The organism is Nocardia sp. NPDC060249 (assembly GCF_042728755.1).
Lineage (GTDB): Bacteria > Actinomycetota > Actinomycetes > Mycobacteriales > Mycobacteriaceae > Nocardia.
Genome location: NZ_JBHXAQ010000001.1, coordinates 1,237,159 through 1,249,892 on the forward strand (window position 1 = coordinate 1,237,159; position 12,734 = coordinate 1,249,892).

Here is a 12,734-nt window from a genome sequence, read left to right on the forward strand (position 1 = left end):
ACCCGCCGGTTCGACCCGGCTCAGGACGTGGGTCGAGCACCGCGCAGGTCGAGCAGCATGCCGAGGTAGCCCATTTCCTGACTTTGTGACTGGGCCATGGCCCGTGCGGCCTGCTTCACCGGACCCGAGGTGAGCAGGGCGTCGGCGGCGCGGGCCATCGTGATACCGCCCGCGTGGTGGCGGTACATCAATTGCAGGAACAGGGTTTCGGCGGCGGCCGCGCGGGCCGCGGCGAGGGTGTCGAGGTCGGCGGTGGTGGCCATGCCGGGCATGGTGGTCGGCGCGGCGGTCGAGTGGTGGTGGGTTCCCGCCATCCAGGTCATCGGAACGTCGGCGGTGGGTGCGGCGCCGGCGAGCTGGGTCCAGCCGAGCAGGGTGCCGATCTCCACGCGCTGGGTGTCGGCGATCTGGTCGGCGAGCCTGCGCACGGTGGGATCCGCGGCCGGGTCGAGACGCTCGGTGAGGATCAGCGCCTGCTGGTGGTGTGCGGTCATGTCCTGGACGAAGCCGAGCTCCGTCGTGGTGAGAACCGGTGCGGGCGTGGCCGTCTCGGTGACGAAGAGCGGTCGCAGGGCCGCGCCGAGCGCCAGCAGGAACAGCACAGCGGCCCCCGCGAACGCCAGGCGGATCATCCGGTTCACGGTCACGACCCGACCGTGGACTGCTGATCCGCGGGCGGTGTGTACACCTCGTTGTCGAGCTGCAACACCATGAACCCGTTGTCGGAACAGGTGACGTAGAGCTGATCGCCACGCCATTCCGGTGGCGACAGGCACCAGTCCGTGGACAGATCACCGAACGCGATATCGCCGGCCCGGGCGGTCAGCACCTGCGCCGGATCGAACAGCCCCTCGGCCATCGACCGCAATGCCGCCGGAGCGCTCATCACCGGAATGCCGATGATCGAGGCAAGGGCGTGGGGTGAGTTCCAGATCTCGAGATTGCGTCCGGTGCGGGCAGGTGGATTGAAGTAGGCGATCTCGCGGATGTCGCCGGGATCGCGGACGTCGAACACCCGGATACCGGAGGAGATCCAGCCGCAGGCCAGTGCGGTCGGGTTGTCGGGCCGGTCGGCGGTGCAGTAGTGCGATTCGTAGGAGAACGCCGAACCGCCCATCGACGAACCGATGCCGGCGTCGATATTGTCGGGCAGGTTGATCTCGAGTTTGATCTTCGCGGTGATACGGGGCGCGCTGTCGTCGGACACGTCGATGAGTTTCACGCCACCGGAACCGCCCTCGTCGACGGTGAACAGGTGGGCCACACCGTCATAGGTCACGGGCACGCTGTGCTGGGTGGCCCAGCCGTCGGTCCAGAACGTGCGGCCCAGGTGCGGAACATGCGGATTCGGGTCGCGTCGTTGCACCGCGCTCACGTCGAGCACGGTGAATCCGCCCAGCGCGGAGATGTAGAGCCGGTTTCCGTCGGGACTCACCCCCAGCCCGTGCGCCTCGATCCCCGTCAGCCCCTGCCAGATCACCCGCGGATTCGCCGGATCGGTGAGGTCGATCGCACTGAGAAAACCGGGCACCAGGCCCGATGCCCAATACGTGCGACCGTCGGGGGAGAAGCCGCCCTCGTGCGTCGTGATCGGCAGCGGCATCGCCAGATTCGAGCCGGGCCCCGGATTGAGCAGCCGGGGGCGCGCGCAATCGGAGATGTCGTACACCGACAGGTAGCCGGCCCCGATGCCGACCGGCACACCCGTCCCGACGAGCAGTTTGCGAGTCGTGTTGACCTTCAACGTCTCCCAGGTGCCTGCCAGCATGGCGGGTTCGGCCAGGGTCGCGGTCAGCCTCGGATTCGCGGGATCGGAGACATCGAGGACCTGTACGCCCGGGTGCTCGCTGAGCATGTTGCCGGGGAAGAACGTGCCCAGGTAGGCGCAGTGCTCGAAACTGGTGGAGGTGATGCCCGCTCCGCGCCCGGCGTAACCCCCGACCATCGACATATTGCAGCGATAGCCCTGCGTGCTGCGCCCACTGTCCCGGTCACCCGCGGGGACGTCGCCCTGCAATCCGGTCTCCGGCAGCGAGCCGGGCCCACAGTCGGCCCGCGGCACCGCCGTTCGGCCCACATCGAGGAATTCCTGCACCGCGCCGGTCAGGTCGGCGCCGACATCGGCTGACGCGCCGGACGGCAGGCCGACGGCCACGAGTGCGGCGACCGCGGCCGCCGCCACCGACCGCACCAGCGAATGTCGCCGGCGATTCGGCGATGCCGCGCCGGGATCGCGCAGCGAGATCGCGGTCCCGGCCTCGGGTCGTGTGTCGGTGTGCGGACGTGATGGCATCGTTGCCCTCCCGAATCAATGATGCGGACAACGCAACTGGCTCAGACAGTTGTGCCGCATCACGAATACTAAGCCGGTCGAATGGTTGCCGAGGGGTGTTTCGGGGAACAGGGTGCTGGGCGGGGCTCGCGCTTACCTCGGGTCGTCACCCATACGCTGTACGGTTGCTCTGCACGACCAGCGCGTCTGAAGAGGCGGGGAGTTTCCGCGATCGGAGAGGACTCGGACCCATGTCCAACGATGTCGTAGGAAGTTCCGGCACCACACCGCCGCCGGGCGGATCGGTAGCCGGTGGATCGCCGGGCAAGGCCAGGCTGGATCTGCTCATCTTCTGCGCGACCGCGATCGGCGCACTCGCCTTCGTCGCCTGGGGTGTTCTCGACGACGAGAGTCTCGCCTCCGCGGCGAGCACCGCCCAGAAGTGGGTCATCACCAATACGGGCTGGTTGTTCGTGCTCACCGCCACCGCGTTCGTGGTGTTCGTGATCTGGCTGGCGATCAGCCGCTACGGCCGGATCCCGCTGGGCGCCGACGACGAGAAACCCGAATTCCGCACCGTGTCGTGGATCGCGATGATGTTCAGCGCGGGCATGGGCATCGGTCTGATGTTCTGGGGTGTGGCGGAACCGCTGTCGCACTTCGTGAATCCCCCGCCGCACACCGCCGAGCCCGGCTCACCGGCCGCCGCGGAAGTCGCCATGGCCACCACGCTGTTCCACTGGACACTGCACCCGTGGGCGATCTACGCCGTCGCGGGCCTGGCCATTGCCTACGGCACGTTCCGAAAAGGCCGCTCGCAGTTGATCTCCTCGGTGTTCCGCCCGCTGCTCGGCCGGCACGCCGACGGCATCGGCGGCCGGGCGATCGACATGATGGCGATCTTCGCGACCCTGTTCGGCTCGGCGGCCTCCCTGGGCCTCGGCGCCCTGCAGATCGGCGCGGGCATGGAGTTCAACGGCTGGATCGACAGCATCGGCAAGATCGGTCTCGTCGCGATCATCTCGGGCCTGACCGTCGCCTTCGTGCTCTCCGCGGTCTCGGGCGTCGCGCGCGGCATTCAGTGGCTGTCCAACATCAATATGGTGCTGGCCCTGGCCATCGCGGGCTTCGTGTTCATCGCGGGGCCGACCTTGTTCATCCTCAATATGCTGCCGACCTCGCTCGGCGACTACATCGAGGGCCTGCCGACCATGGCCTCGCGCACCGGCGCCGGTGACGAGGCGATGCAGGCCTGGCTGTCGAGCTGGACGATCTTCTACTGGGCCTGGTGGATCTCGTGGACGCCGTTCGTCGGCATGTTCATCGCGCGGATCAGCCGCGGCCGCACCATCCGGCAATTCGTCACCGGCGTGCTGCTGGTGCCGAGCGTGGTGAGCCTGCTGTGGTTCGCGATCTTCGGTGGCGCAGGCATCTTCGAACAGGCGCAGAACGGTGACCTCACCGAATCCGACGGCTCGGTCGACTCCAACTTCGCCCTGTTCCACCTACTCGACCAGTACCCGATCACCTCGGTGACCACGGTGGTCGTGATGATCCTCGTCGCCATCTTCTTCGTCTCCGGCGCCGACGCGGCCTCCATCGTGATGGGCACGCTGTCCGAACGCGGCAGCATCGAACCGTCGAAGTGGGTCGTCATCTTCTGGGGCGCGGCCACCGGCGCGGTCGCCGCGATCATGCTGGTGATCGCCGATTCCGACAATCTCGGAGGCGCGCTGACCGGCCTGCAAGCCCTCACCACGGTGGTGTCACTGCCGTTTTTGGTGGTGATGGTGGCGATGTGCGTGTCGCTGTACAAGGACCTGAGCGACGACCCGCTGATCCTGCGCATGGACCGTGGCGTCGAACTGGTCGAGGTCGCTGTCGACCAGGGGACCGAGATGCACGACGGTGACTTCGCGCTCGTCACCGAACCCGCGCCGGACAAGCCCGTCGAGCCCCGCGCCGACACCGAGGAACGCGCCTAGTTCGCGGCGTCGATCCCGGCCTGCGCCGACGACAACTCGGCGCAGGCCAGTCGCAGGCGATCCCGCAGTGCGTCCGCGGATTCGGCGATCGCCGCCTGGGACCGAACGTAATCCGCTCGTCCGGCGGGTGTTTCGATGCGCACCGGCTCATAGCCGAAGCCGGACAGATCGTAGGGGCTGGCCCGCATGTCGAGTTCGCGTGCGGTGCAGGCGAGTTCGAAGCAATCGAGCAGCAGGTCCGAGGAGATCAGCGGCGCGAGCTTGAATCCCCATTTGTAGAGATCCATATTCGCGTGTAGACACCCCGGCTGCTCGCGCTGGACCTGATCCGCGCGACTGAGCGGTTCGGCATTGCGCCCCACTGCCTCCGGTGTGAAGAACCGGAACGCGTCGAAATGCGTGCACCGCAACGACATCGACTCCACCACGGCATCTGTCCCCGAGTGCCCCAGACGCAGTGGAACCTGCTGATGCCGCACGTCATCGGTGCGATAGACCATCGCCCATTCGTGCAGCCCGAAACACGACAGCTGCGCCGGACGATTCGCCGTCGCGGCGAGTAGCCCGGACACGAACCCGATCGTGTCGCGCCGCTTGGCGAGGTACGCCGGGTCGGCAGTGAAGACACCCGGCTCGTCCGGCAGCTCGTGGTACCCCCGCGCACCTCGATAGTCATTCGCATCACGCAATCCGATCCCGAACCCCGGATGCCATCGACGCAGCTGCGAAGGCTTGTTGCCGTAGTAGGTGAAAAGGAAATCGATGACCGGATGGGTGGTTCCCGCCGCCCGCCGCTCCAGATACGGCCCGACCAGCCGATCGAGCCGGTCGCGATGTGCGCGCGCGGCGGCCCGCCACTCGACCGCAGGCAAAACCCGCAGGTCGAGAGCGCGGTAGAGGTCGCCGTGCGTGCTCACTCGCTCATTCTCCCGTACCGGTTGGTGGCGGCCGATCCGCCCCGAACCAAGACTCGAGATGGCGAGTCCAGCTGGACCGGGAAGCCCTGTGGGAACTGGGATACATGCCAGGTTCCGGGTCCGCCATGACCGGCCGGGTCGTAGAGAGCAACAACCGTCCCAGACACCTATTGTTCCGTGGCCGTGTTCACGGTAACCTCACTCTCCAGGTTTGAGACGATCACGTCTCATTCGAGTAAGGGAGTAAAAATGACCCCGCGGACAACGTTGTCTCGCAGGTTGGCAGCCTTGGCTGTCGCCGTCGCAGCCATCACGCCCACTGTCGCAGGCTCGGTTGCGAGCGCGGAGCCTACTGAGACAGCTCCGCTACCGGTCCAGCCTGCCCCGGCACTCGCCGTGCCCCCTGAACTCGATCCGGCGTTCTACCGGCCTCCGGCTGACATCGTGTCAGCCAAACAACCCGGCGAGATCATCGCCGCGCGGCAGGTCCATGTCGCCAACGCCGGCCTCATTCCGCTCAACGTCGACGCCTGGCAACTGTCCTACCGTTCCAGCAACACCCGAGACGAGGCCATCGCCGCGGTCGCGACGGTGCTGAAGCCACGAGGGTCGGCGCCGGACAAGCTGATGTCGATGCAGATCGCCGAGGACTCCCTCGCCGCGTACTGCTCGCCGTCCTATGCCGTGCAGCAGTGGTCGGTTGCGACGGCGGTCGGACAGATCGTCGCGCCGTTGGAATTCGTCATCGCGCAAGCCCAGCTGCAGCAGGGCTGGGCGGTGGTCATCCCGGACCATCAGGGCCCCGACAGCGCGTTCGGCGTCGGCCCATTGGGGGCGCGGATCACCCTCGACGGTATTCGCGCCGCCCGTGACTTCGAGCCGATGCGGCTCGCGCCCGAGACCCGCATCGGTATGTACGGCTACTCCGGCGGGGCGATCGTCACCGGTCACGCCGCCGAGCTCGCGCACAGCTACGCTCCCGAACTCGATATCGTCGGCACGGCCATGGGCGGCGTGCCCGCGGACTTCGGGCCGCTGCTCGACATCGGCAACGGCCAGATCTGGTCGGGCATGATCATGGCCGCCGTGCTCGGGCTGGGTCGCGAGTACCGCGAATTCGGCGACCTGCTCGCCCGCGATCTGGACCCACTGGGACAGGGACTTTCGGTGATCAAGGGCGGGCTGTGCGTGCAGTACAACACCGCGTTGTTCCCCTTCCTGAACATGAAGGGCATGCTGCGCGTCCCCGAGGGGGACCCGATGCGGAACCCGATCGTGCGCGACGTCCTCGACAAGACTCGCATGGGCAAGGCCGTACCCGACATGCCGATGTTCATCTGGCAGGCCAACCCCGACGAACTGATCCCCGTAGGCCCGGTCAACACCCTTGTCGATACCTACTGCCAGAGTCCCGAGGCCGACGTCCAGTACATTCGCGAACACCTCGGCGAGCACATCGCGACCGAGATATCCGGATCGGCCACCGCGCTCTTGTGGCTCCGTGACCGGCTCAACGGCATCCCCGCGGCATCGGGCTGCAGCACAACAGAAGCCGGCCTGCTGGCTTTGAATCCCGACGGGATCTCACTGCTGGCGAACACTTTCGGTGAAACGATCGCGTCGTTCTTCGGTAAGCCGATCGGCGTTCGCTGACTGGCCGGTGCTGACGGGAGCGGCGAGGGATCCGGCCAGCATGTCGATGATCTCTGTCCATGCCCGCGCATCCCCGGCCCGCGCGTCCCCCGCCTCCGCCGCACGTTCGTGATCGGCCAGGAGCGCGAAAAGCATGGTGGTCAGTGCCCGTAGCCGCCGAACCCGCAATCGCGGGGGCAAGGTGGTGAGCTCGCGGTCGAGGCCCTGCATGATGACGCGCACCGAAGTGCGCCCCGCGCTATCGAGGTTGGCCGCATCCGAGACCGACGGATGCGGGTGGATCTGTTCGAGAAAACGCGCGTAGTGGCGAATCCCGTGGCGTTCGCCGAGCTCGAACATCGGCACCACCAAGGCTTCGAGCAATCCGTGCAAGCCCGGTGGCCGACCGGAGCCCGCTTGTTCGGCGAGCAATTCCAGCCGCCGCACCTCCAAGGTCGCCAGCCGGAACTCGACCACCGCCTCGATGAGCCCGTCGCGGGACCCGAAGTGATATTGGATCGCTGAATTGTTTCGCTGACCTGCGGCAGCGGCGATATCGCGCAGCGGCACCGACCGTCCGTGCTCCGCGATCAAACGCTCCGCCGCGACGATGAGGCGTTCCCGCGCTGCTGTTGCTGCCACAGACCGAACAGTAGCCGCTCACCACTGCGATTGAGAACTACTCATTGACAGTTAAGCGAAATCTCTTAAAGATGCTGTGTGACCGCAGCCACATGCGGCCACCTCAGAGAGGAGCTTGCGCCATGATCCTGGATGCCTTCCGGCTCGACGGTCGCGTTGCTGTCGTCACCGGAGCGGGCCGCGGTATAGGTGCGGCCACCGCGCTCGCGCTCGCCGAAGCCGGCGCCGACGTCGCCATCGCCGCCCGCACCACCGAACAGCTCGATGAGGTCGCCGGGAAGATCCGGGCCCTGGGCCGCCGTGCTGTGACCGTGACGGCGGATCTCGCCGACCTGGCCGCGGTGAAGGCCTTCGCCGACACCGCGGCCGCCGAACTGGGCCGCATCGACATCGTGGTCAACAATGTCGGCGGCACCATGCCCAATACCTTCATGACCACCTCCCCGGAGTTTCTGGAGGAGGCTTTCCGCTTCAACGTGTCCACCGCGCACGCGCTCACCCAGGCCGCGGTACCGCACCTGCTGGAGTCGGACAACGCCTCGGTGGTCAGCATCTCCTCGATGATGGGCCGCACCGCAGGCCGTGGCTTCCTCGCCTACGGCACCGCCAAAGCCGCTCTCGCGCACTGGACCCGGCTGGCCGCCACCGATCTGTCTCCACGTATCCGCGTCAATGCCATCGCGGTGGGGTCGGTACTCACCTCCGCGTTGGATGTCGTTGCGAGTCAACCCGAGATCAAGGCCGCGATGGAAGCCGCGACCCCGCTGGGTCGGCTCGGTGAGCCCTGGGAAATCGCGGCGGCCATCGTCTACCTCAGTTCACGCGCGGGCGGCTATGTCACCGGCAAGATTCTCGAGGTCGACGGCGGCATCGAAAGCCCCAATTTCGAACTCGGCCTGCCCGACCTGTGATCTACACCCGCGCAAAGGATCTGACATGACCTACCGTGTAATCCAATGGAGCACCGGAAACGTCGGTGCGCGAGCCCTGCGTTCCATCATCGCCCGGCCCGAACTGGAACTCGTCGGCGTGTGGGTATCGAGCTCGGCCAAAGCCGGGAAGGACGCGGGCGAGCTCGCGGGGCTGTCCGTCGACACCGGCATCACCGCCACAACCGATGCCGATGCCCTGCTGGCTCTGCGACCCGACTGCATCGTGCACACCGCCATGGCCGACGACCGGCTGATGGAATCGGTCGAGGACCTGAAACGGTTCCTGCGCGCCGGTATCAACGTGGTCTCCAGCAGCCCTGTCTTCCTGCAATTCCCGTACGGAACCCTGCCCGACGAGGCGATCGCCCCGATCGTCGCGGCCGCCGAGGATGGCGGCGCGTCCCTGTGGGTCAACGGCATCGACCCGGGCTGGGCCAACGACTGGCTGCCGCTGCTGCTCTCCAGCGGCTCCGAACGGATCGACCGCATCATCTGCTCGGAGATCATGGACTACTCCACCTATGACAATCCCAAGGTCGTCTTCGACATCATGGGCTTCGGCAGTGACCTCGACGCCCTGCCCATGCTGCTGCAACCCGGCATCCTCACCCTCGCCTGGGGCAGTGTCATCCGGCAGCTCGCCGCCGCGCTCGACATCGAACTCGATTCCGTCACGCAGCATTTCGAACGGCTACCGGCCACCGGTGAGCTCACCGTCGGTAGCCGCACCATCGCCGCGGGTACGGCCGCCGCGCTGCGCTTCCAGGTCCACGGCGTCCGTGCCGGCCGCGAGGTGCTGACCCTCGAGCACGTCACCCGCCTGCACCCCGACCTGGCCCCCGACTGGCCACAGCCGACCGGAAAGGGCGGCTACCGCGTCGAAATCCAGGGCGAACCGGACTACCGGCTGGACCTTCAGCTCACCAGCGACGGTGACCACGCGCTCGCCGGTGTGGTCGGCACCGCCGCCCGCTTGGTCAGTGCGGTCGCGGCGGTGGTCGAAGCCCGCCCCGGCCTGCTGACTGCCACCGATCTGCCCCTCACCACCGGCCGCGGACTGATGTCCTGACGGCCCGCTGTTCCGCGACTCGACCGCACCGAAATCTAGAACACGTTATAGTTCTCTGACGACAGTGTGGTCGGGCGACGATGCGGTCGGCCCGTGCTCGGAAGGATGGACAAGTGCGGGCCTGGGATGATGCAGCCGATGTCGTGGTCGTCGGCTACGGCGGCGCGGGGGTGGTCGCGGCGCTGGCCGCGCGGGAATCCGGCGCCGAGGTCTTGGCCGTCGACCGGTACCTGGGTGGCGGTGCCACGGCGCTGTCCGGTGGCATCGTGTACGCGGGCGGCGGCACGTGGGTGCAGCGCGACGCGGGCATCGACGATGACGTCGACACGATGCTCGCGTATCTGGAGGCCGAGGTCGGCGACGCCGTGAGCGCCGCGACGCTGCGCCGATTCTGCGAGCAGTCCCCGGCGATGATCGACTGGCTGACCGAGCACGGCGTGCCCTTCCAGCCCTCGGTCTGCCCGTACAAGACGTCCTATCCGACAGACGACTACTACCTGTACTACTCGGGCAGCGAAAACTCCGGTGGCTACCGCGATCTCGCGAAGCCGCGCCAACGCGGACACCGCACCCACGGACCCGGTGTTTCGGGCAAGGCGCTGTTCGGGCCGCTGGCCGAGTCGGCGGCCGGGCACGGCGTTCGCGTCCGGACCGGAACCAGGGCCACCCGGCTCGTGGTCGAGGACGGGCGCGTGAGCGGCATCGAGACGATCACGATCGACGGCGCGCCCGCGGCGGTGCGGCGCCGATTCGCCGCCCTCGCCCGGATCTCGGCGAAACCCGGTGTGTATCACCAGGGATTGCGCCGTGCGGTGGAAGCGCTGATCGCCCGGATCGAGCGTAGATACGGGCGGCCGATCAGGATCCAGGCGAAATCCGGAGTCGTGCTCACCACGGGTGGGTTCATCGCGAACCAGGAGATGGTCGCTCGGCACGCTCCGGCCTATCCCTGGTCGCAGGGACTGCCGCTGGGCAGCGCAGGCGACGACGGCAGCGGCATCACCATGGCCCTCGACATCGGTGCGGCGAGCGGCAAGATGGACGCACTGTCGACGTGGCGTTTCATCGCTCCGCCCAGCGCTTTCTTCGGCGCTCTCGCGGTGAATGCGCTCGGCCTGCGCATGATCGACGAGTCCCGCTACGGCGCGGCTCTCGGCGCGGCGATCGCCGCCAGTCCAGGTCACCGCGCGTGGCTGCTCGTCGACTCCGAACTCGAGGCCGAGGCTCGCGGGCAGATCGGCACGCAGTCGGTGTGGTTCCAGCGAATGCAGACCGAGCGTCTGCTCCGGATCGGGCGCGTCAGCGGTAGCACCGTCGAAGAGGTCGCCGCCCGTGCCGGGATCGACCCGTCGGCGCTGCGGGAAACCGTGGACGCGCACAACGGGGCTATCGAACACGACCGCCCCGATCCGCTGGGCAAGCCCGACGACATCCGTCGCCCTGTTCGCACCGGACCGTTCGCGCTGCTGGACATCTCGTTCAAGGCGCGAGTGACCTATCCCATGCCGATGCTCACCCTCGGTGGTCTGCTGGTGGACGAGGACACCGGGGCCGTGCGCGCGGAGGGCGGGGGAGTCGTTCCCGGACTCTTCGCCGCCGGGCGGGCGGCGGTCGGTGTCTGTTCGAACTCCTACATCAGTGGGCTGTCGCTGGCCGACTGCGTCTTCTCGGGACGGCGGGCGGGTACACACAGCGCCGAGCCGCTACTGAGGACTTCCGGGTAGCGGCAGCACTGTAACGGCGCAGGCCCGCCGGCGCGCTCAGCGGCGGGAAAGTGGAAGCGGCCCGGCTCGTTTGATCCAGTCGGCGACAACCTCGGTGTGTACCCGATTCACCCCGGGCAGTGCGCCGATGCTGTCGGCGAGATAGGTGTGCAGCGCCTGCGCATCGGTGAGTTCGAGCAGCGCCAGCACGGAGCTCTCCCCGGTCGTGGTGGCGGCAAACGCCACCTCGGCGTGTGCGCCGAGGGCGGTGGCGACGGTCCGCAGGGACGCGGGGCGAACATCGAGCCGGCAGATGACGTCGATGCTGCGGCCGTACAGTTTGGGATCGATTTCGACTTCGAACATCAGCACGCCCTGCGCGGTGAGTTCGGTGATCCGTCGGCGCACAGTCGATTCGGCCATCCCCGACGCGCGGGCGAGCCGCGCGACGCTCATCCGGCCGTCGGTGGCCAGCAGCGTCAGCAGGCGCTGGTCATCGGCGGTGTGCGGCAATCCGGGCTGGGATCGCGCGAGGTCGGGGTGGCGGGGCTCGAGCAGGGCGTGCTGTTCCTGCGGGGTGAGGGCTTGAAGCCGGCCCGGCCACCCGCCGATACCGGCGACGGGGGCGAGTAGCCGTTGGGCCGTCACGGTGCCGGCGTGCGGCATTCGGCGGAGCTGGGCGAGCATGTCGACGTCGGCCGAGGTGGTCCGCAGGATGCAGAACAGGCCGCCGGTATCTGCCAGCGAGGCGATCCAGGACGTATCCGCGCGGGCGGCCAGCGTGCGGGCGATTGTGTCGACCGAAGCAGGTGCCGGGGTGATCTGGATGATCCAGTCCGCTCGGTCCGGCCGGTCGTGGCGGGTGAGACCGACCACGCGCAGGATCAGCTGCGAACGCAACCGGTGATAGCGGCGGGAGACACCGCGCTCCGACATTCCCAGTACCGCGCCGATACGGGCGAACGACGCACGAGGGCCGAGCTGTAGCGCGTGCAGCACCCGCCGGTCATCGGCATCGAGACCGACTGATTCCACCACAATCTGTCACCCTAGCGGCAGTATCCACCATCGAAGTGCCGCATGGACGACGAACTTCCACGCGCGAAGCACAGTGGGTTCGTGGCCCACGACGGGTCGCCCGGCGTCGCCGGACTGCTCGATTCCGAGGAGAAGATCCTGTGCTGACAGTTCTGCCCATCCGTTACGTCGCCGACGTGGCGGTCTCGCGCCGCTTCTACGAAGGTCTCGGGCTCACCTATCGTGCCGACGGCAGCGTCGCGGTCTGGGCACAGCTCGACGCGGCTGCCGGCGCGGTCGGTGTCCACGATGCCGCCGTCTCGAAGGGGCGAGCACCGGGGACGGTCGAGCTCGGCTTCTCCACCGACGAGCCGCTCGAGGAGGTCGCCGCGCGGCTGGCTGCCGGCGGCTACGACCACACCCTCGTCGAGGAGGATTTCGGTCGCAGCATCCGGGTCACCGATCCCGACGGTGTCGTCATCCAGATCCAGCAGATCGATCCCGAGACCGTTCGCCGTTCGCAAGCTCGGCTCTGAAACCGGACGCGCGGCCCGGCGCCGTGGTG

The 12,734-nt window shown here is 67.7% G+C and carries 11 protein-coding genes; 6 read left to right on the forward strand and 5 right to left on the reverse strand.

The features are described 5' to 3' along the window. Positions 1-20 precede the first annotated feature (20 nt). Complete coding sequence (locus tag ACFWFP_RS05550; protein WP_379293310.1) at positions 21-647, reverse strand: DUF305 domain-containing protein; 627 nt, start codon at positions 645-647, stop codon at positions 21-23. Then, positions 644-2,293 (reverse strand): LVIVD repeat-containing protein, encoded by a 1,650-nt coding sequence (locus ACFWFP_RS05555; RefSeq protein WP_379293311.1) that lies wholly within the window; start codon positions 2,291-2,293, stop codon positions 644-646. The genes ACFWFP_RS05550 and ACFWFP_RS05555 overlap by 4 nt, the downstream gene beginning before the upstream one ends. Before the next feature lie 230 nt (positions 2,294-2,523). Here ACFWFP_RS05555 and ACFWFP_RS05560 point away from each other — a divergent pair, with 230 nt between their 5' ends. After that, positions 2,524-4,257 carry a BCCT family transporter gene (locus ACFWFP_RS05560; protein WP_379293313.1) on the forward strand — a complete coding sequence of 578 codons (1,734 nt, stop codon included), beginning with the start codon at positions 2,524-2,526 and terminating at the stop codon, positions 4,255-4,257. Here ACFWFP_RS05560 and ACFWFP_RS05565 read toward each other — a convergent pair. Next, positions 4,254-5,174 carry a 3-methyladenine DNA glycosylase gene (locus tag ACFWFP_RS05565; RefSeq protein WP_379293315.1) on the reverse strand — a complete coding sequence of 307 codons (921 nt, stop codon included), beginning with the start codon at positions 5,172-5,174 and terminating at the stop codon, positions 4,254-4,256. The two genes, ACFWFP_RS05560 and ACFWFP_RS05565, sit on opposite strands and share 4 nt — an antisense overlap. Before the next feature lie 249 nt (positions 5,175-5,423). On the opposite strand from ACFWFP_RS05565, the gene ACFWFP_RS05570 reads away from it, so the two are divergent. Further along, a complete protein-coding gene (locus ACFWFP_RS05570; RefSeq protein WP_379293317.1) occupies positions 5,424-6,827 on the forward strand; it encodes a lipase family protein in 1,404 nt (467 codons plus the stop codon). Here the strand turns inward: ACFWFP_RS05570 and ACFWFP_RS05575 are convergent. Further along, positions 6,759-7,448, reverse strand: coding sequence for a TetR family transcriptional regulator (locus ACFWFP_RS05575; protein ID WP_379293318.1), 690 nt, complete (start codon positions 7,446-7,448; stop codon positions 6,759-6,761). The genes ACFWFP_RS05570 and ACFWFP_RS05575 overlap by 69 nt on opposite strands. Positions 7,449-7,570: 122 nt before the next feature. Between ACFWFP_RS05575 and ACFWFP_RS05580 the strand changes: the two genes are divergently transcribed. The 3 genes from ACFWFP_RS05580 to ACFWFP_RS05590 all read left to right on the forward strand — a co-directional run bounded on the left by ACFWFP_RS05580 (position 7,571) and on the right by ACFWFP_RS05590 (position 11,173). Next, complete coding sequence (locus ACFWFP_RS05580; RefSeq protein WP_379293319.1) at positions 7,571-8,359, forward strand: SDR family oxidoreductase; 789 nt, start codon at positions 7,571-7,573, stop codon at positions 8,357-8,359. Positions 8,360-8,384: 25 nt separating this feature from the next. Next, the gene (locus tag ACFWFP_RS05585; RefSeq protein WP_379293321.1) at positions 8,385-9,449 is read left to right on the forward strand and encodes a diacylglycerol kinase; all 1,065 of its coding nucleotides are present in this window, start codon (positions 8,385-8,387) and stop codon (positions 9,447-9,449) included. A gap of 113 nt (positions 9,450-9,562) precedes the next feature. Beyond that, the gene (locus ACFWFP_RS05590; RefSeq protein WP_379293322.1) at positions 9,563-11,173 is read left to right on the forward strand and encodes an FAD-binding protein; all 1,611 of its coding nucleotides are present in this window, start codon (positions 9,563-9,565) and stop codon (positions 11,171-11,173) included. 36 nt (positions 11,174-11,209) lie between these two features. On the opposite strand, the gene ACFWFP_RS05595 is transcribed toward ACFWFP_RS05590, so the two are convergent. After that, the gene (locus ACFWFP_RS05595; RefSeq protein WP_379293323.1) at positions 11,210-12,190 is read right to left on the reverse strand and encodes an Lrp/AsnC family transcriptional regulator; all 981 of its coding nucleotides are present in this window, start codon (positions 12,188-12,190) and stop codon (positions 11,210-11,212) included. 140 nt (positions 12,191-12,330) lie between these two features. Here ACFWFP_RS05595 and ACFWFP_RS05600 point away from each other — a divergent pair, with 140 nt between their 5' ends. Next, on the forward strand, positions 12,331-12,705 hold the full coding sequence (locus ACFWFP_RS05600; protein WP_379293324.1) for a VOC family protein: 375 nt from the start codon (positions 12,331-12,333) through the stop codon (positions 12,703-12,705). The last annotated feature ends 29 nt before the right edge of the window (positions 12,706-12,734 follow it).